The sequence below is a fragment of the Arthrobacter sp. E44 genome, assembly GCF_041877125.1.
In the GTDB taxonomy this organism is placed as follows: Bacteria; Actinomycetota; Actinomycetes; order Actinomycetales; family Micrococcaceae; genus Arthrobacter.
In genome coordinates this window covers 98,457-116,540 of record NZ_JBHDJA010000002.1, presented here as the reverse complement: position 1 = coordinate 116,540, position 18,084 = coordinate 98,457, and the positions used below count along the sequence as shown (strand labels likewise).

General features: G+C 66.7%; 19 protein-coding genes. 6 read left to right on the top strand and 13 right to left on the bottom strand.

Going from position 1 to position 18,084, the window contains the following annotated elements; all coding sequences use genetic code 11:
* Positions 1–30 precede the first annotated feature (30 nt).
* Both ACETK3_RS02675 and ACETK3_RS02670 read right to left on the bottom strand, forming a co-directional pair.
* Positions 31–750, bottom strand: coding sequence for a class F sortase (locus ACETK3_RS02675; protein WP_272912522.1), 720 nt, complete (start codon positions 748–750; stop codon positions 31–33).
* A gap of 22 nt (positions 751–772) precedes the next feature.
* The gene (locus ACETK3_RS02670; protein WP_236799451.1) at positions 773–1,546 is read right to left on the bottom strand and encodes a CHRD domain-containing protein; all 774 of its coding nucleotides are present in this window, start codon (positions 1,544–1,546) and stop codon (positions 773–775) included.
* A 236-nt stretch (positions 1,547–1,782) separates the two neighbouring features.
* Between ACETK3_RS02670 and nhaA the strand changes: the two genes are divergently transcribed.
* The gene (gene nhaA, locus ACETK3_RS02665; protein ID WP_237428834.1) at positions 1,783–3,135 is read left to right on the top strand and encodes a Na+/H+ antiporter NhaA; all 1,353 of its coding nucleotides are present in this window, start codon (positions 1,783–1,785) and stop codon (positions 3,133–3,135) included.
* A 14-nt stretch (positions 3,136–3,149) separates the two neighbouring features.
* On the opposite strand, the gene ACETK3_RS02660 is transcribed toward nhaA, so the two are convergent.
* The 6 genes from ACETK3_RS02660 to ACETK3_RS02635 form a co-directional block, all read right to left on the bottom strand.
* Positions 3,150–3,326 carry a hypothetical protein gene (locus ACETK3_RS02660; protein ID WP_236820374.1) on the bottom strand — a complete coding sequence of 59 codons (177 nt, stop codon included), beginning with the start codon at positions 3,324–3,326 and terminating at the stop codon, positions 3,150–3,152.
* Positions 3,327–3,525: 199 nt separating this feature from the next.
* Positions 3,526–4,683 carry an ABC transporter ATP-binding protein gene (locus ACETK3_RS02655; RefSeq protein ID WP_236799448.1) on the bottom strand — a complete coding sequence of 386 codons (1,158 nt, stop codon included), beginning with the start codon at positions 4,681–4,683 and terminating at the stop codon, positions 3,526–3,528.
* Entirely contained in the window at positions 4,680–6,269 is a 1,590-nt protein-coding gene (locus ACETK3_RS02650; protein WP_236820372.1) for an iron ABC transporter permease, read from the bottom strand. Before ACETK3_RS02650 ends, ACETK3_RS02655 begins: the two co-directional genes overlap by 4 nt.
* A gap of 4 nt (positions 6,270–6,273) precedes the next feature.
* Positions 6,274–7,329, bottom strand: a complete 1,056-nt coding sequence (locus ACETK3_RS02645) for an iron ABC transporter substrate-binding protein (protein WP_236820371.1) — start codon at positions 7,327–7,329, stop codon at positions 6,274–6,276.
* Positions 7,330–7,654: 325 nt separating this feature from the next.
* Positions 7,655–9,388: a cytochrome c oxidase subunit I gene (gene ctaD / locus ACETK3_RS02640; RefSeq protein ID WP_236802926.1), complete on the bottom strand. Its 1,734-nt coding sequence runs from the start codon at positions 9,386–9,388 to the stop codon at positions 7,655–7,657.
* Between the two features lie 35 nt (positions 9,389–9,423).
* Positions 9,424–10,242, bottom strand: coding sequence for a cytochrome c oxidase subunit II (locus ACETK3_RS02635; RefSeq protein WP_237428833.1), 819 nt, complete (start codon positions 10,240–10,242; stop codon positions 9,424–9,426).
* Positions 10,243–10,481: 239 nt separating this feature from the next.
* On the opposite strand from ACETK3_RS02635, the gene ACETK3_RS02630 reads away from it, so the two are divergent.
* Positions 10,482–11,303 carry a carbon-nitrogen hydrolase family protein gene (locus ACETK3_RS02630; RefSeq protein ID WP_237428832.1) on the top strand — a complete coding sequence of 274 codons (822 nt, stop codon included), beginning with the start codon at positions 10,482–10,484 and terminating at the stop codon, positions 11,301–11,303.
* A 31-nt stretch (positions 11,304–11,334) separates the two neighbouring features.
* Here the strand turns inward: ACETK3_RS02630 and ACETK3_RS02625 are convergent, their stop codons facing one another.
* From ACETK3_RS02625 to ACETK3_RS02615, 3 genes are all read right to left on the bottom strand, one after another.
* Complete coding sequence (locus ACETK3_RS02625; protein ID WP_336886855.1) at positions 11,335–11,820, bottom strand: hypothetical protein; 486 nt, start codon at positions 11,818–11,820, stop codon at positions 11,335–11,337.
* The gene (locus ACETK3_RS02620) at positions 11,820–12,539 is read right to left on the bottom strand and encodes a VIT family protein (RefSeq protein WP_236799444.1); all 720 of its coding nucleotides are present in this window, start codon (positions 12,537–12,539) and stop codon (positions 11,820–11,822) included. The genes ACETK3_RS02625 and ACETK3_RS02620 overlap by 1 nt, the downstream gene beginning before the upstream one ends.
* A 75-nt stretch (positions 12,540–12,614) precedes the next feature.
* Entirely contained in the window at positions 12,615–13,964 is a 1,350-nt protein-coding gene (locus ACETK3_RS02615; protein WP_237428831.1) for a cytochrome P450, read from the bottom strand.
* A 160-nt stretch (positions 13,965–14,124) separates the two neighbouring features.
* Here ACETK3_RS02615 and ACETK3_RS02610 point away from each other — a divergent pair, with 160 nt between their 5' ends.
* Positions 14,125–15,486 carry a phenylacetate--CoA ligase family protein gene (locus ACETK3_RS02610; RefSeq protein WP_237428830.1) on the top strand — a complete coding sequence of 454 codons (1,362 nt, stop codon included), beginning with the start codon at positions 14,125–14,127 and terminating at the stop codon, positions 15,484–15,486.
* 56 nt (positions 15,487–15,542) lie between these two features.
* Here ACETK3_RS02610 and ACETK3_RS02605 read toward each other — a convergent pair whose 3' ends face one another.
* On the bottom strand, positions 15,543–15,767 hold the full coding sequence (locus ACETK3_RS02605; protein WP_236799441.1) for a hypothetical protein: 225 nt from the start codon (positions 15,765–15,767) through the stop codon (positions 15,543–15,545).
* Positions 15,767–16,024, bottom strand: a complete 258-nt coding sequence (locus ACETK3_RS02600; RefSeq protein ID WP_236820368.1) for a hypothetical protein — start codon at positions 16,022–16,024, stop codon at positions 15,767–15,769. The genes ACETK3_RS02605 and ACETK3_RS02600 overlap by 1 nt, the downstream gene beginning before the upstream one ends.
* A 308-nt stretch (positions 16,025–16,332) precedes the next feature.
* Here ACETK3_RS02600 and ACETK3_RS02595 point away from each other — a divergent pair, with 308 nt between their 5' ends.
* The 3 genes from ACETK3_RS02595 (at position 16,333) to ACETK3_RS02585 (ending at position 18,067) form a co-directional block, all read left to right on the top strand.
* Entirely contained in the window at positions 16,333–16,686 is a 354-nt protein-coding gene (locus tag ACETK3_RS02595) for a hypothetical protein (protein ID WP_373992470.1), read from the top strand.
* Positions 16,683–16,841 (top strand): hypothetical protein, encoded by a 159-nt coding sequence (locus ACETK3_RS02590; RefSeq protein WP_237428828.1) that lies wholly within the window; start codon positions 16,683–16,685, stop codon positions 16,839–16,841. The genes ACETK3_RS02595 and ACETK3_RS02590 overlap by 4 nt, the downstream gene beginning before the upstream one ends.
* A gap of 80 nt (positions 16,842–16,921) precedes the next feature.
* Positions 16,922–18,067 (top strand): glutamate--cysteine ligase, encoded by a 1,146-nt coding sequence (locus ACETK3_RS02585; protein ID WP_237428827.1) that lies wholly within the window; start codon positions 16,922–16,924, stop codon positions 18,065–18,067.
* The last annotated feature ends 17 nt before the right edge of the window (positions 18,068–18,084 follow it).

Below are 18,084 nucleotides of genomic sequence, written 5' to 3'. Positions count from 1 at the left end.
CGAGTGGGGCGGCCGTTGTTGTCTGTCCGATCAGGCTTTGAGCTTGGCGAAAACGACGTAGTTGTCATCGAAGAGGCCGGTGGCGGCGTCATAACCGTCGCAGGTGATCAGCCTCAGTTCGGACTCCGGAGTGTTGCCGTAAACCTCAAGGGTGGGGAAATTGTCTTTGCCGTAGACGGCAGCGCGTTCGACGACGAAAAGGGCCGTGCTGCCGTCCGTCCGCGCCACACTGACCTCGGCTCCGGGCGCGAGTTTACGGAGGTCGGCGAAGACACCTTTGTGGCCGCCGAGCGCGTTGACATGCCCCAGCACCACGGCCGGGCCGCGCTCGCCGGGCGTCGGCGAGCCGTTGTACCAACCAGCCGGGGCTCCGTTGCCCTTGTCTTCCGGGACCTGCAGCGAGCCGTTGGGCCGCAGGCCCAGGCTCAGCAGTTCCGTGCGCAGGCCAATCGAGGGGATATCAAGCGCCGCCGGTTCGGACCGGGGCAGGACTGGGGGTTCGACGACGGGAGGTGCGGTGGGTGCGGGCGGGCCGGCAGGAACGGGGGCGGTGGAGATTGGCGCGGCGGGCGAAGGCATGGACGCGGAAGGTGCGGGGGATGCCGACGGTACGGGGGAGAGCGAAGGCGATGGGCCGGTGGCGGACGTTCCTGGTGCGGAGCCGCAGCCGGTGAGGGCGAGCAGGAGCAGAAGCCCGGCAGCCGCGGGGGCCCGAAGGCTTCCACGGCTGCCGGAGTTCAGGAAGGACATGGCGTGGTCCAGCCAGCCGGACTTAGGCTTCCGAACCTGAACCGCGGCGGCGGACCAGGTAGGCGCCACCTGCTGCCGCTGCCAGGACCAAGCCGCCGCCCAGGGCGAGGGCGCCGCTGTCGGTGCCACCGGCCTGCTGCGCAACGCCCGTGTCAACGCCGCCGGCGGGCATCTTCATCTGCCCCGCTTTAAGCGTCCCGCAAAGGGCGGGGGAGGTGGCAGCGAGTGGGAGGCTCGGAACGAGGTCCGATTTGGCGGCCTGCCCGGCCGGGCTGAGGGTGGCCGGATCGAGCCCGTGGACAACGACGACGGCGGTGCCGGACTCCAGGGCGGATTTGGTCTCGGCGTTGAGTTCGAAAGTTCGGTCCACGGTGTAGCTGGCACCCTGGCCCGCAACCTTGAGGTCGAGCCCGGCCGCAGGGCTGGTATCGCCGCTGGTGGACAGGGTCGTCACAATTCCGCCGTAGCTGGGTGCACCCTCGGTGGTGGAAACAACGCCGTCGCCGTCCTTGTCTGCCGACGGTGCGGGGCAGACGCCTTGGGCGCCGCCGTGGATGTGCTGGACGTGGGGGTAGGGCGCGTTGTTGAAGGTGGAGGCCAGGCCGGAGACCTTCAGGACGGCGTGTGCCTGATTGCCGGTGACGTCCACGGTGACGGTGCCCGAGGCAGAGCTGCCATTGATTTGGGTGAGAGTGGACTGGTATGTGTGGTCCGCTGCGGAGGCGGGACCGCCCGAAAGGGCCAGGGCGCCCAGGGCGAGGGTGGGAACTGCGAGGAAACGAAGTGTCTTGTTCATCGGAAAGCATTCTCCTCATGCAAGTGACGTTTTGTCCCAGATGAGGGACATTACTGATTCGATGCCATCGAAGCGCCGGATGGGTGTTTTTGTGAACTGGCCCACAAAACCCCGAAATCCGTCGGAGAAGAGTGTTTGGGGGGGGGGCGGCAGCGGGGCGCCGTAGAATGGACCGAAGGTGCGCCGGGAAGTCTGGTCGGCATGTATTTGTCGAACCCGGATTTAAGGACGCCTGCATGAGCGCCACACCGCCCACCCCACGCCAGAACAAATTCTTCGGTTCCACCGTTTTTTCCCGTGGCAGCTACGCCGAGGCGCTGCGGATCGGCGAGATCCTCCGCAAGGAAACCGTCGGCGGTGCCCTCCTGGTGGTCGCTGCCGTCATCGCGCTGGTATGGGCAAACTCCCCGGCGTCGGACAGCTACTTTGCCCTCCGCGACTTCAAGGTTGGCTACGAACCATGGCACCTTGAACTGAGCCTGGGGGCGTGGGCGGCGGATGGGCTGCTGGCCATCTTCTTCTTCCTGGTGGGCCTGGAACTCAAACGCGAATTCGTGGCCGGTGACCTGCGCCAGATCAGCAAGTCGATCGTGCCGGTAGCGGCAGCCGTGGGAGGCGTGGCGGTCCCCGCGGTGATCTACGCCGTCGTCAATCTCGCCAGCCCGGAAACGCTCCGGGGGTGGGCCATTCCCACCGCAACGGATATTGCTTTTGCCGTTGCCGTCCTGGCGATCATAGGGTCCCACCTGCCCAGCGCCCTGCGGATCTTCCTGCTTACTCTGGCAGTGGTGGATGACCTGATTGCCATCAGCATCATCGCGTTCTTCTACTCCAGCGACATCCAGGTGGCGCCTCTGCTTCTGGCGCTGGTTCCGCTGGCCGTTTATGCCTTCCTGGCGCATAAGTTCCGGCGGTTCTTTGGCCTGCATGCCGCCGCTGCCTGGCTGGTCCTGCTGCCCCTGGGCGCCGTGACGTGGGCGCTGGTGCACGCTTCCGGTATCCATGCCACCGTGGCGGGCGTACTGCTGGGCTTCGCCATTCCGGTGATCCGCTCCCAGGCGTCGGGCGGACCCGAAGCCGGACCCGGGCTGGCGGAGATCTTCGAGCACCGGTTCCGGCCCATCTCCGCGGGCGTGGCAGTGCCTGTGTTCGCGTTCTTTTCGGCCGGCGTGGCCGTGGGTGGCTGGGCTGGATTGGGCTCAGCCCTCACGGACCCCGTGGCGCTGGGCATCATCCTGGGCCTGGTCCTGGGCAAGCCGATCGGCATCCTGGCCACCACGTGGATCCTGACCAAAGCCACCAGGGCCACCCTGGACAGCTCCTTCAAATGGATCGACGTGTTTGGCGTTGCGCTGTTGGCGGGGATCGGCTTCACCGTGTCCCTGCTGGTGGCGGAACTCAGCTTCGGCAACGGCAGCCTGCATGACGACCATGCCAAGGTTGGCATCCTGGCCGCGTCGCTGATTGCCGCGCTGCTGGCAACCGCCGTGCTGCGCACCCGCAACCGGCAGTACCGCCTGGCCGAAGAGCTGGAGAACGTGGATTCGGACCACGACGGCGTCCCGGACGTCTACCAGGACCGCGCCTGAGCCCTCACCGGGCTTCAGGCGGTGGCGAGCGGCTTGGCCGGGGGCTGGGGCTTGGCGGTGACGTCCGGTTTCACCGGCGCCCCGGCCTCCACGTGGCGGATCTCCAGGGCTTCGGGGTCCAGCAGCTTGCGCGTGCCGGTCCGGGCGTCCAGGATCCAGAAGAGTTCAAGGGCCGGGACGACGTCGGTCACGCGCCCTTTGTGGAAGAGCCTGCCCCTGTGCCAAGCCTCGATCTGATCCCCGATCCGAAGCTGGGCCGTACGTACTCCTTGTGCCTCCATAATGGGCTGCCTCCTGCTGTTGTATCCCCGTAAGGACAGCTTGGCGGGGAGACATTGCCGGAGTGTTTCCACAGGATGATTTTTCTGTGTCAGGAGAGACGGCTGGTGCTCAGTCCTCCACCGGGAACGCCACGGCTTCGCCCACCACCCGCAGGCACAGTTCCATGCCGGGCCGGGCGATCGAGGCGTTCCAGTGCCGAATGGTGATCACCTCGCCGCCGCCGGGGTACCGGTGGTCAGCGTGCTCGGCCACTTCCTGCGGCACGTTCAGCTTCAGCCGCACGGTGGTTTCGGGGCCGAAGTAGTCCGTGTCCACCACCACGCCGCGGATGGGTCCGTCCTCGGCGATGCGGATCTGTTCCGGCCGCAGCATCAGCTGTACCCGGCCCTGCGCCGGCGGCCGGCGGACCGGGATGCCGCCCAGGGAGCAGGTGGCCAGGGAGCCCTCCAGCCAGGCGTCCAGGATGACGGCATCACCCAGGAATTCGGCGGTGGCCCGGTCCGCGGGGCGGGTGTACACCACGAAGGGGTTACCGATCTGGGCCAGCTTGCCGCCGCGCATCACGGCCACCTGGTCCGCGAAGGACAGGGCCTCGGCCTGGTCGTGCGTGACCAGGATGGTGGTGACCCCTGCCTCGGCCAGGACCTTGGCCACGGCCCGGCGGGTGGCCACGCGCAGGCCCGCGTCCAGGGCAGAGAAAGGCTCGTCCAGCAGCATCAGCTCCGGTTCGCGCGCCAGCGCCCGGGCCAGGGCGACCCGCTGCTGCTGGCCGCCGGAGAGCTGGTGCGGGCGGCGCTTGGCCATGGACGCATCCAGCGACACCATTTCCAGCAACTCCGCCACGCGGGCGTTGACGGCGCGGCGGCCGCCGTCGAGCTTGGCCGCATTCAGGCCGAAGGCAATGTTCTGGCCCACCGTCAGATGCGGGAACAGGGCACCGTCCTGGGCCACGTACCCGATCTCCCGCTTGTGCGCCGGAAGCCACGCGCCATCACCAGCGACAAGGGTCCCGTTCAGCGAGATGCTCCCGGTGTCCGGATGTTCAAACCCGGCGATCAGGCGCAGCAGCGTGGTTTTGCCGGAGCCGGACGGGCCCACGATGGCGGTGGTGCCGCCCTTGGCCACGGAGAGGTTGACGCCCCTCAGGACCGCCTGCGATCCGAAGTTCTTGGTGACGTCCGTGATCTGCAGGTGGCTGTTGGTGGTTGCCGCCACCGAGGGTGCCACCCGGGGCTCGGGCAGCCTGCGGGTTGATGGTGCTGTCACTGTCCGGCTACTTTCTTGGACTGTTGGAAGAGGAGGTAGGTCATGGGCGCGGAAAGCAGGATCATCAGCAGCGCGTAGGGAGCGGCGCCGGCATAGTCGATTTCGCTGCTCTTGCTCCAGAACTCGGTGGCCAGGGTCTTGGTGCCGTTGGGGGACAGGAGCAAGGTGGCGGTGAGTTCGTTGGCGATGGCCAGGAACACCAGGGCCGCCCCGCCTGCGGCGGCCGGGGCGGTAAGCCGCAAGGTGACGCGGATGAAAGCCAGCAGCGGCGGCTTGCCCAGCGCCTGCGCGGCCTCGTCCAGTTCCTTAGGGGCCTGTGCCAGCCCGGCCCGGAGGTTGACCAGGGCGCGGGGGAGGAACAGGAGCACGTAGGCTGCCACCAGGAGCCCCGCCGTCTGGTACATCCCCGGGACCATGCGGATGCTCACGGTGACGAATGCCAGGGCCACGACGATGCCGGGCATGGAGCTGGTGACGTAGTTGGACAGTTCCAGGGACTTGCTGAACCAGCCCGGGTGGCGGACGGCGAGGTATGCCATGGGGAAGGCCACCACGGTGGTGGCTGCGGCGCCCGCCAGCCCGTAGGTGAAGGTGGTGAAGAGGGCAGGCAGGAACTCGGACGCGGTCCAGATGTCCGCCCCGCCGGCCAGGATCCACCGCATGACGTAATACAGCGGAAGTCCGAACGCCAGTGCCGTCAGCACCACCAGGAACAGCTGGGCCGGCACCTGGTACGCGTGCAGCGGCAGCCGCAGCGCCCTTGCCTGCACGCCGGAACCGATCCTCGCGTAGCGGGCGGTGCCGCGGCTGCGGACCTCGGCCACCAGCAGGAGCAGGCAGAAGAACACCAGGACGCTGGCCAGCATGTTCCCGGCTGCGCCGTTGAAGGTGGACTGGTACTGGGTCATGATCGCGGTGGTGAAGGTGTCGAACCGGATCATCGCGAACGCGCCGTATTCGGCAAGCAGGTGCAGCCCCACCAGCAGGGCGCCGCCGGTCAATGCAATCCGGAGTTGGGGGAGCACCACGCGGAAGAAGGACCGCCAGGCCCCCAGCCCCAGGGCTGCGGCGGACTGTTCAATGGCCGGGTCCAGCCGGCTCAGGGTGGCCGCGGCCGGGATGTACACCAGCGGGAAATAGGACAGCGTGGAGATCAGGATGCCGGATCCCAGCCCCCCGAGCGACGGGACGGCCGATACCCAGGCATAGCTGTTCACGAACGCGGGGACGGCCAGCGGAGCGGCCAGCAGCACGGCCCAGATCCGGTGGCCGCGCAGTTTGGTCCGCTCCACCAGCCACGCTCCCGCCACGCCAAGCAGCAGGCACAGCGGGATGGTGGCGGCCATCAGGAGCAGGGTGTTCAGCAGGAGTTCGCCCACGCGGGGACGCAGGATAAGCCCGACGGCAGTGTCCCACCCGGTTGCCACCGTCATGTAGGCCACGTACCCCAGCGGGACGAGGGAGAAGAGGGCGATCAGCACCGCCAGGAGGGACACTGCGGAAACGCCGAAAGGCGGGCGGGGGCTGTTGCCCCGGCCCGCCGTCGTCGTGCTCCGCCTGGGAGGAGCCGATAGATCGGTGGTCACGGAATTAGAGGAGTCCTGCCTGGGTCATCAGATCGGTGACCTTCTCGGAGTTGAGCTTGGCGGCGTCAACCTTGGGTGCCTGCAGGTCCTTGATGGGAACCAGCTTGTCATTGGCGGGAACGTCGGAGCCGATGGCGTACTCGAAGGACGTACCGTTCTTGAGTACCTCCTGACCCTTCTTGCCGGTGATGAACTTCAGAAACTCCTGCGCAGCCGCAGCGTTCTTGGAGGACTTCAGCACACCGCCGCCGGAAACGGACAGGAACGCGCCCGGGTCCTGGTTCTTGAAGTAGTACGGGGTGACGTTGCTGGAGTTTTCGCCGGTCTTGGCCTGGTCGCCGTAGTAGTAGTAGTGGTAGATCAGGGCGGCATCCACTTCACCGGCGTTGACGGCCTTCATGGCCGTGCTGTTTCCCTTGTAGGCCTTGGAGTTTTCCTTCATCCCCTTCAGCCACTCTTCCGTGGCGGACTCGCCCTTCAGTTCCAGGAGCGCGGAGACGATGGCCTGGAAGTCGGCACCGCTGGGGGAGGCAGCCCACCTGCCCTTCCATTCGGGGTTGGCCAGGTCAAGCATGGACTTGGGCAGCTTGTCCTCGGTGAGCTTGGTCTTGTTGTAGACCAGCACGGTGGAGCGGGCGGCGATGCCGGTCCACTTGCCGGTGGACGGCGAGAATTCGGCCGGGACCTGGGCCAGGGTGTCCTTGTTGACGTCGGCGAACAGGCCGGCGTTCTCCACCTGCGTCATGGCGGGGGAGTTCTCGGTCAGGAACACATCCGCGGGGGAGGCCTGGCCTTCCTGGATGATCTGGTTGGACAGTTCGGTGTCCGAGCCCTGGCGCATGGTCACCTTGATGCCGGTTTCCGCTGTGAAGGCATCCACCCATTCCTTGGTGAGGCTCTCGTGCTGGGCGTTGTACACCGTGATTTCACCCGAGGAGGCGCCGCCGGAAGCGGCGGACGAGCTGTCGCCGGCGGGGGTGGCGCCGCCGCAGGCGGTCAGGCCGAGAGCTGCGCTGGCGGCGAGTGCGATGCCGGCCAGCGCGCTGTTGCGGATCTTCATTGAGGCTGCTTTCGGTGGGGAAAAAGTCTGCTTGAACCTAGGTCCTATTAGGCAACACGAATGTTTCCTATGTCAGAAAACTGTAGGGTAGGCAAACCTAAGCTCCAAGCCGAAGAGCCCCTTAAGTGACGAGGTTCACATCAATTACGAAACTTGGGCGTGACGTAATTGCCGATGTATCGGCGACTTGCTCGCAGGGCCTTCAACAGCGCTGCCCATAGACACTGGCGCTACTCACAAGTGCTGGCGCTGCCCGTATTCGGGTAGCGCCAGCGTCTTTGCGCCTCGAAGGCCAGGATGCGCCTCGAAAAGCGGGGGAGCCTGGCTACTTGTTCGGGTTGGGATCGTGGAGGTCGTGTTCACCGATATCGGCGGCGCCCAGGAGGCCCTCTCCAGGGGCATTTTCATGCGGATGTACGCGGATACTCAGCTCGGGATGGTGCAGGTCCAGGGCGGGGCGCTCGGAACGGATCCGGGGGAGCGAGGTGAAGTTGTGGCGCGGCGGCGGGCAGGACGTGGCCCACTCCAGTGAAGCGCCGAAGCCCCAGGGGTCGTCCACCGTGACCTTCTTCCCGGCGCGCCAGGTGATGAACACATTCCAGAAGAACGGGATCAGTGACGCACCCAGCAGGTAGGAACCGATGGTGGAGAACTGGTTCATGAAGGTGAAGTTGTCCTCCGGCATGTAGTCGGCGTACCGCCGCGGCATGCCCAGGACGCCCAGCCAGTGCTGGATGAGGAACGTGGCGTGGAAGCCCAGGAAGAGCATCCAGAAGTGGATCTTGCCCAGGCGCTCGTTGAGCATGGTGCCGGTGAACTTGGGCCACCAGAAGTAGAATCCGGCGAACATGGCGAAGACGACGGTGCCGAACACCACGTAGTGGAAGTGCGCCACCACGAAATAGGTGTCCGAGACGTGGAAGTCCAGCGGCGGGGAGGCCAGGATGATGCCGGTCAGGCCGCCGAACAGGAACGTGGCAAGGAATCCCATGCTCCACAGCATGGGCGTCTCGAAGGTCAGCGATCCGCCCCACATGGTGCCGATCCAGTTGAAGAACTTCACGCCGGTGGGCACTGCGATGAGCATCGTCATGAACGCGAAGAATGGCAGGAAGATGGCGCCCGTGACGTACATGTGGTGTGCCCACACCGTCACGGAGAGGGCTGCGATGGCGATGGTGGCGTACACGATGCCCTTGTAGCCGAACAGCGGCTTGCGGCTGAATACCGGGAAGATTTCCGAGACGATGCCGAAGAACGGCAGCGCGATGATGTACACCTCCGGGTGGCCGAAGAACCAGAACAGGTGCTGCCACAGGATGGCGCCGCCGTTGGCGGGGTCGAAAATGTGCGCGCCGAACTTGCGGTCCGCGCCGAGCGCGAACAGTGCGGCGGCCAGCGGCGGAAACGCCATCAGCACCAGGATGGCCGTGACCAGGGTGTTCCATGTGAAGATGGGCATCCGCCACATGGTCAGGCCCGGGGCGCGCATGCAGATGATGGTGGTGATGAAGTTGACCGCACCCAGGATGGTGCCGAAGCCCGACAACGCCAGGCCGAACACCCACAGGTCGCCGCCGATGCCGGGGGTGAAGGTGGTGTTGGACAGTGGCGCGTAAGCGAACCAACCGAAGGACGCGGCGCCCTGCGGAGTGATGAAGCCGGACACCGCGATGGTGGAGCCGAACAGGAAGAACCAGAATGCCAGCGCGTTCAGGCGCGGGAAGGCAACGTCCGGCGCACCGATCTGCAGCGGCATGATGACGTTGGCGAACCCGGCGAACAGCGGGGTGGCGAACATCAGCAGCATCATGGTGCCGTGCATGGTGAACAGCTGGTTGTACTGCTCTTTGGTCTGCAGGATCTGCATGCCGGGCTCGAACAGCTCGGCGCGGATCAGCAGCGCCATCACTCCGGCCAGGCAGAAGAACACGAAGGACGAGATCAGGTACATGTACCCGATGGTCTTGTGGTCAGTGGAGGTGATCCAGTTGACCACGATGGTGCCTTTGGGGCGCCGGACCACTGCCGGTGCCGCCGTGGCTGCCGTTCCACCCATTCTCTGGCCTGTGGTGGTCATTACGGTGCCGTCCTTTACTCTGTTGGTTCCAAAGCCTGCGGTGCCGGTGCCGACTGCGGCTGCCGGTTGAAATCGTTGCCCAGGCTTCCGGTGTTGCCCTTGGCCTTCAGGTCGGCCATGTGGCTGTCATACTCCTGCTGGCTCACCACCCGGACCTTGAAGAGCATCTCTGAGTGGTACTCACCGCACAGCTCCGCGCATTTGCCCATGTATTCGCCGGTGCGCTGCGGGGTGATGCTGATGTATGGGTTGTACTGTTCGTGGCCCGGGTAGAGGTCGCGTTTCTGCAGGAAATCGATGACCCAGAAGGAATGCTGCACGTCGCGGGACTGAAGGTGCAGCTCCACCTTCTTGCCAACGGGCAGGTAGAGCGTGGGCAGCCGGTCCGGGGCGCCGTAGCCGCCTGTCAGGTGGGCCTGCTGCCCGGCGTCCTCATGGACCTGTTCCTTGACGTAGTTGAAATCCCACGACCACTGTTTGCCGAAGACATCGATCACCACGTCCGGATTGGCGTAGCGCTCATCGATGGCGCGCTGGTCCCGGTCCGTGAAGACGAACAGGACGCCGATGACGATCAGCGGGACCGCGAGGTAGAACACCTCAAGCGGAAGGTTGTAGCTCAGCTGCGCCGGGAACCCCACCGTGTTTTTCCTGCGACGGTAGGCCACGATCACCCAGATCATCAGGCCCCAGGTAATGATCCCCACGATCAGCGCGGCGATCCAGGAGTTGACCCACAGGTCAGTGATGAGCGGAGTCTTGTCGGTGGTGTCCCGGGGGCCCGGAAGGAAACCGCGGGTGACTTCCGCGGAGCAGGAGGCCAGGGCCGGCATGGCCAGGAGGCCAACTGCCAGTGCCGCGAAGCGCCGCGTCCTGTGATTCCTGAACGGTCTTCTACCCACTTGTGGTCCCTCCGGCACGCTCCAGAAGCCCAACTGCATGAGCCCACCGCACCAGCAAAAAGCCCGGTGGGTTGTGTGGCCAACCCTACGCGGGGAGGATGCTGATGGAAGGGGACGGGCTGCGGCCGGGACAAGACCGGAACGCCAGTCCAGGGACGGAAAGGGCAGTCATGGACCCAGCAGAAATGCTCATCGCGGCGGGCCAGTTCAGCGCGGGCACCGATCCCGGGGAAAATACGACGGCGGCCGGCCGGTTGATTGCGCAGGCTGCGGAAGCAGGGGCGCAACTGGTGGTCCTGCCCGAGTCCAGCCTGTACGGCACCAGCGAGCCGGCCGGGGCCCTGTCAGCCATCGCGCAGGACCTGGACGGCCCGTTCATCCGGAGCATGGCGGGTTTCGCCCGGGAGCATGGCATCGCGGTGGTGGTGGGAACCTATGAGAAGACGGAGGCTGGGCCTCCGTTCAACACCCTGGTGGCTCTGGACAGGCGCGGCAAGATCCTCGGCTGCTACCGGAAAGTGCATCTCTACGATGCCTTCGGGTACCGGGAAAGCGACGGGATCACGCCGGGCAGCGCCGGGAGGCCGCTGGTCTTCACCCTGGGCGGCTTCAGCTTCGGCGCCTTCACCTGCTACGACCTCCGCTTCCCCGAGAGTGCCCGCGCCGCGGTCGATGCAGGAGCCGATGTCCTGCTGGTGCCGTCCATGTGGATCCGAGGCCCAGGGAAGGAGGAACACTGGTCCACGCTGGCCAGGGCGAGGGCCATCGAGAACACGGCCTACCTCCTGGCAGCCAACCAGGCAGGGCCGCTGGCCACCGGATACTCCATGGCGGTGGACCCGGCCGGGGTGGTGGTGGCGAATGCCGGCGAGGAGCCCGGCCTGATCGTCGCCCGCCTCAGCCGGGACCGGCTGGCCCGGGTGCGCGAGCAGGTGCCGGTGCTGGAAAACCGCCGCTACGCCGTCGTGCCCCTCCCCGACGCAAGGCGCTGAACGGGCCGGGACGGGCGGCTGCAGGCGAGAATTACCGGCTGCCCGCCCAGACCGATGCTGCACCCGAGTGGCCGGTTGCGATGCTTTGGTAGACCAGGAAAACTCCGGCCAGCACGCCCAATACCGAGGTGGCGGGGAGCAGCCAGCGCGCTTCGAGGATGCCGCGCAGGCCGCGGAAGGCGGGACGCCTGGTCAGGATGGAAGGGAAGGCAGCGGCGATCTGTGCAGCCACCACCACCAGGAAGAAGGCGGTGACGAAGCGCAGGAAGCTTCCCTGTTCGGCGTGTTCCTCGATCAGTTTTGAGACCGGCCTCGCCTTCTCCAACTGCTCCCCGGCTTCCGCCGTAAGGACGGACAGCGGGACCAGAATCAGGGCAAGGATCCCCAGCGGCCAGGCCAGGTAGCGCCTTGAGCGCCGGAGCAGCGCGAAAACCACCGCAGACAGCCCGGCCAGCGGCGCCAGGACCACCACGCCGTGGATCAGCAGGATATGGGCGGGAAGGCCGGCGATCTCCATCAGGCGATCCCGGTGGTGCCCAGCAGGCTGCCCACGGCAAACGTGAAGGCCATGGCAAGCGCGCCGCCCACCACCAGCCGGATGGTCGCCTTGCGCTTGGAGCTTCCGCCGATCTTGGCGCTGACGGTGCCGGTCAGGGCCAGCGCCAGGATGACGGCGACGAAGGTGACGGGGATGCGCGCCTGTTCAGGCGGGAAGATGATGGCCAGCATCGGCAGCACGGCGCCGACGGTAAAGGCGATGGCGGAGGCGAAGGCGGCGTGCCAGGGGCTCACCACTTCTTCTTCGTCAATGTTCAATTCGGCGGCCAGGTGGGCTTTCAGCGGGTCCTTTGCCGTCAGCTCTTCGGCAACCGTGCGGGCCGTGGCCTCACTGAGTCCCTTGGCCTGGTAAATCCCGGCAAGTTCTTCCAGCTCGCCTTCGGGATCGTCCCGAAGTTCCTGGCGCTCCTTTTCGATCAGCGCCCGCTGGCTGTCGCTCTGGCTGCTCACGGAGACGTATTCGCCCAAGGCCATGGACACCGCACCGCCCACTACTGCGGCCGTGCCGGCCACCAGGATGGGCGCAAGGTCGTTGGTGACGCCCGCGACGCCCACCACTGTTGCCGCGACGGAGACGATGCCGTCGTTGGCACCGAGGACACCGGCGCGCAGCCAGTTGAGGCGTGCTGCCACGCTGCTGTCGTGGGGTTCGCGGCTCAGCTTGAGAGTTTCAGACATGCTGGCAGTAAAGCACCGCATGGACCCCCGTGCCACGAAGGTTTGCATCCCCTAACCGTGTTGGCAGGGAAAGGGTCAGGCGGGGGACACCCGGAACCGGAGCCCGAAGTGATTCAGCGTGCCCGGCAGTGGCCGGTCCGGGGACAGCCGGTGGGACTCCAGGGTGAAGGTGCTGTCCTGCAGCAGGCGGGCCAGCAGGGCACTGGTCAGCAGCAGCACCAACTGGCGGCCGGGGCACCGCACCGGCCCGTCGCTGAAGGGAACCACGCCCCAGTCTTCGGGATCACCGGGGCGGGCATCGTCGTGCTGCAGCCAGAGGCCGGGGTCGAAGGTATCGGCCTGCGTGAGGCGACGGCCGTCGCGGTGGAAGTAAGGGGCAAAGACCAGCACGCCGCAACGCGCCGGCATGGTTCCGTTCTCCCAGGCGACCTCACGGGTGGTCTGGCGCAGGATCATGGGCGTGGTGGGCCACAGCCGCAGGGACTCCAGCACGCAGGCGCGCAGGAACGGCAGGTTCCGGCCGCCGGTTTGATCAGCAGCAACTTCCACCCGGGCCTGCGCTGCCTGGCTGGGATGGCTGGCCAGGAGCGCCAGGGTGCGGATTGCCGCCATCCCCGCCGGTTCGAACGCGAACAGCCACTGGGGGACCTGGTCGCCGGGCGCCGTGGGGTCCGAGTCGGGCCGCCCGCGCAGGGCGGAGGCCAAGGTGCCGGGCGGAGCGGCACCGATGCCGGCGCGCACACGCCCCAGGAATTCGGTCCGCACGCTGTGGCGGCGCGGCTTCAGGCCGGACCAGTTGGCGTCCTTCCGCAGCCGGGCCAGCATATCCGTGAGTTCGACGTCGTCCCTCGCCGCATCGCCGAAGACCACCCGCCGGACGGCCCGGTGCCAGGCGGCGGTGAACAGCGGCCAGTCCAGCGCTCCGTCGGCCGACCCGACGTCGCCCATGGCCGCAAGCAGCAGGGCGTCCGCTTCCTCTTCAACGACCGGCAGGAAGGAATCGGCGAACCGGTGGACCGGGCTGGCGGTATCCAGCGCCTGTTCCTGCAGCGCCCGCCGCACAGTCCTGTCGGTGCCGGTGGAAACCAGCACATTCCGTGGCTCGAAGTGCGCCAGCGCACCGCGTTTTTCGCTGCTCGCCGGCGAGAAGGGCTCCGGCGACTCCGCCAGGACCCGGTGGAGCTGGTCCGGGCGAAGGACCACCGCCTGCTTCCTGAAGGGCAGCCGGAGCAGGAGCGGACCGGCAGGATACTTGGCGTCCAGCTTCTGCATCCGCGTCACGGCGCGCCGGTCCAGGCCCAAGCGCTCGGCCAGGGCCTCGACCCGCGGCCGCCGGATCAGGGGACCTTTGGCCGCCGTCGGAATGAAGACGTCCATCAGGAACGCTGCCGTTTCGCCGATGCCGGCGCGCGGAAGGGAATGCATGGGTACCTGCCTTGCTCGGGTGCTCGTCCTAGGGTGAGGTACCCGATTCTGGGCTCCTGTAGCGGCAGGACATTTTTTGCCCCCAGCAACCGGCTTTCGGCCCTAGCGGTGCCTCTCCGGCGGGAGGAGGCTGGAGGGCGTCCCGTATGAAGGATCTGCCATGGACGTCCGCCTCCTCTCCCAAGTGCTCTCGCTGCGTGCAGCGTGGCGGCGAAGGGACCGGTGGGATGCCGCGCGCATCGCTGTCCACCAGGAACGGGCCCTGCAACGGCTGCGCGAAGCCACCTATGCGGGCTCGGAATTCTACCGGCGCCATCACGCGGGGCTGCACGAGGCTCCCTTGCAGGAACTGCCGCCCGTGAGGAAAGCGGATCTGATGGAGCACTTCGATGAAGCCATCACCACCCCGGACCTGAACCTCGCCGATGTGCAGGACCATTTGCAGGAGCTCGCAGAAGGCGGAGGGGACCCCGGCCGACCATGGAGGGGCCGGTGGTGGGTTGCCGCGACCGCCGGAACGGCGGGCGGCCCGGGGATCTTCGCCTGGAACCGGTTTGAATGGGCAGCTGTCCTGGCGTCCTATGCCCGAGCGTATGACTGGGCCGGCATCTCAGCCGGGAGCCGGGGAAAGCCGGTGAAGACAGCGCTGGTCAGCTCCCGCGTCCCCACCCACCAGTCCGCAGCCGTCGCAGCGTCCCTGGCCTCCCGGTTTGTACCAACGCTCCGGCTCGATGTCACTGCGCCACTGGACGGAATCACGGCCGCCCTGAACGGGTTCCAGCCGAAGGTGCTGGTGGGTTATGCCTCCGCCCTCAAGCCGCTGGCTGCCGAACAGTCCGCCGGGCGGCTGCATATTGCACCCGCCGGCGTCATGTCTGCCTCCGAGGTCCTGACCAGACAGGCTGCCTTGGAGATGGAGGCAGCCTGGGGGACTGCCCCGATTGACGTCTATGCAGCTACCGAAACAGCAGGTATCGCTTCGGGCTGCCCCTACCGGAACAGCCACCTCTACGAGGACCTGGTGATCCTCGAGCCTGTTGACCAGGCCGGAGCACCGGTCCCGGCGGGAACGACAGGGGCCAGAGTGTTGGTTACCGTCCTGTTTTCCCGCACCCTGCCCCTGATCCGCTACGAGATGTCCGACAGCGTCAGGGTCGGCGGGCGTGGCTGCCCCTGCGGGCGATCCTTCAGCCTCCTTGAGGAAGTGGAGGGGCGCCTCGAAGATGTCCTGGAGCTTTCGGGAAGGGAAGGTCCCGTCAGGCTCCATCCGATCGTGTTCCATCATGTGCTGGATGAGGTGGCAATGGGCTGGCAAGTGATCCAGGAACCCGCGCGGCTGCGCGTCCTTGTGGCCGGAATCGCGCCAGGACAAAATCCGGAGGGAATCCGTGCGGCCGTGGCGGGGGCGCTTGATGCCGCGGGCGTGCCGGCACTCCCGGTGGTCGTGCAGCCGGTTGACCGGATCGAGCGCACCGCCTTGGGTAAAGCTCCCTTTGTCCGGGCGCTGCGCAGTTCACGCTGACCCGCAATCCATGGCAGGCGCGGGCAGACGTGGGGTGCGGCAGCGCTTGAATCCGCTCAGGCCGGTTCAGCAGCGTCCTGGTCCGGTATCTCGATCTGGAATCCGCAGGCGCAGCGCAGCACCCTGGTGGCCAGGTACACGCCAAGGGCTTCCGGCAACTGGCCATAGGTGCCGTGGATGCTGCGCATTTCGGCTCCGCTGGCGGCCATGACCTGTCCGCAGTGGACGTAGTGGCCGCCCCGGACCAGGACGTCCGGAGTACGCCGGCTTTCGGTGGCCATCAGGCGACGGCGGGGTAGCTGCTGAGGATGTAGTCCGCCGCGGCGGGGCCCGTCATGCGCAGCCGGCAGTTCCGGACATCCACGCCGCAGCGCAGCATTCCCGCGCGGAAGGCCTGGTCCGGCTTCGGCGTCAGGCCGTGCAGCGCTGCCCAGCTGACGTAAAGGCCGTAGAGGCAGTCGGGACCAAGGGGGTGGTCCCTGGAAGGGTCGGAGATAGTTGCTTCGTCGAGGAATAGCTGGAACTGCGAGGACGCCATTGCGTGTCTCTTCCGCTGCTGCTTAATTGCCGCCGTTGGACTACAGCAGCTGCTCTGGCCGGCCTTTGCAGAAGATCCGGGGAGGACGGGGCATGATCCCAGTCACAGGTACTAATCTACGCGGGGGTAGGGCGGAAGTACAGCCGGAGCAATTGCGGCTGCGCAACCGCACCCCTTCCCACGGATTGATAAGGCTGCTTATCATATTGTTCCCTTCCGACGGCGGCCACGGCACCGGGGATGAAATGGTGCAGAGGTTGCCGGGGAAGATTCGACTCATGCGTGCTCCGGAAGGGTAACCAAGAGATATGGAGAACAACGAGATGAACGATTCACCCCTGCACAAGGAATTGCCGCTGCCCGACTATGACCACCTGCCCGTCGGCACCCTTCCCACGCGCATTAACGGGCTGGACGAAGCGGACGTTGCCCAGCTGGTCACCTACGAGAAGGCACACGGAAACCGGCTCCCGATCCTGCAGATCCTGGAGAAGCGGTTGCAGGACCTGCAAAGCGGTGCAGAGCCGAGTGGCACCCGGAATCCGACCACTCCGGAGGTCCAAGGCAACGCAGGGACCCCGCAGTCGTCCTCCGTCCCCGGGCCCCCGGTGAACCCGCCGTCCCACGGCGATCCCACCAACCCGGCACAGCCCCGCAAATGACCTGCGGAACGGGCACGAGCATGCAGGACAACCTGGGCGCCGGAGGCACTGAGAGGCATAGCGGCGCCGCGGACCTGCTCCGCTCGGCCAACTGGGTGGCCGGCGAATTCCGCGACGTGGGCTTCCCCATGGCGGAGGTGCTGCGCCAGCTTTGACGTCCTGATGGACGGGGCAGTCACGCTGGCCTGCTTCTGGGAGGAACTTGCAAGGAAGCAAGGGATAGGGGACGACGACGATGGACACCTACGGCAATGACGGCACCGGCGGCGCCGGTGCAGGCAGGCGCACGTTCGGGATTGAAGAGGAGCTGCTCCTGGTGGACCCTGCCACCGGTGAAGCAGTGCCGCTGGCAGGCGCCCTCCTGGACCTGTACGTCCGGCCGCTGGAGGCCGGTGCCGGCCCCGTCCTGACCGCCGAATTCCAGCAGGAAATGATCGAGCTGGTCACCCCGCCGCACGCCACGCTGGCGAGCCTGGAGCGTGACATCATTGCCGGCCGCGCGATTGCCCACCAGGCAGCCGAGGATGTGGGCGTCAGGGTGGCGGCACTGGGCACTTCGCCGCTGCCGGCCGACCCCCATCCCGTGCAGCTGCGGAGGTTCCGCGCCATGACGGAAGAGTACGGGCTGACCGCCAGGGAACAGCTCACATGCGGATGTCATATCCACGTCTCGGTGGAGTCGCCCGAGGAAGCCGTGGCCGTGCTGGACCGGATGCGCAACTGGCTGCCGGTGCTCATCGCGCTCAGCGCCAACTCCCCGTTCTGGCATGGCCAGGACAGTGGCTACGCCAGTTACCGCTCGCAGGTGTGGAACCGCTGGCCCTCTGCCGGACCGCTGGAAATCCTGCGAACACCCGATGCCTACCACCAACTAGTGCACGACATGGTGAGCACCGGGGTGGCCCTCGATGAGGGCATGATCTACTTTGACGCCCGCCTCTCCCGGCACTATCCCACCGTGGAGATCCGCCTGGCCGATGTGTGCCTCCGGCCGGAGGACACGGTCCTGCTGGCTGGGATTGCCAGGGCCCTGGTGGAAACCGCGGCAAGGGAGTGGCGGGAAGGAATCGAACCGGTGGCTGTCCCGTCGGCGTTGCTCCGCCTGGCTGCCTGGAAGGCGAGCCGCTGGGGCCTCCGCGGTGAGCTGCTGGATCCGCAGACGCACCGCCCGGCGCCCGCCCTCGCCGTCGTGAATTCGCTGCTGAACCATGTCCGCGGGGCGCTGGAGGACATGGGGGACCTGCAGCGGGTGGAGGACCTGGTGGACCGGCTGCTCGCCCGCGGCACCGGTGCGGTGCGGCAGATAGAGGTGCTGCACCGCACCGGGGACATGGAACGGGTGGTGGAGGACGCGGCCAACTGCACCGTTTCAGCGTCCTAGCCAGGGGCGGAAAGGTG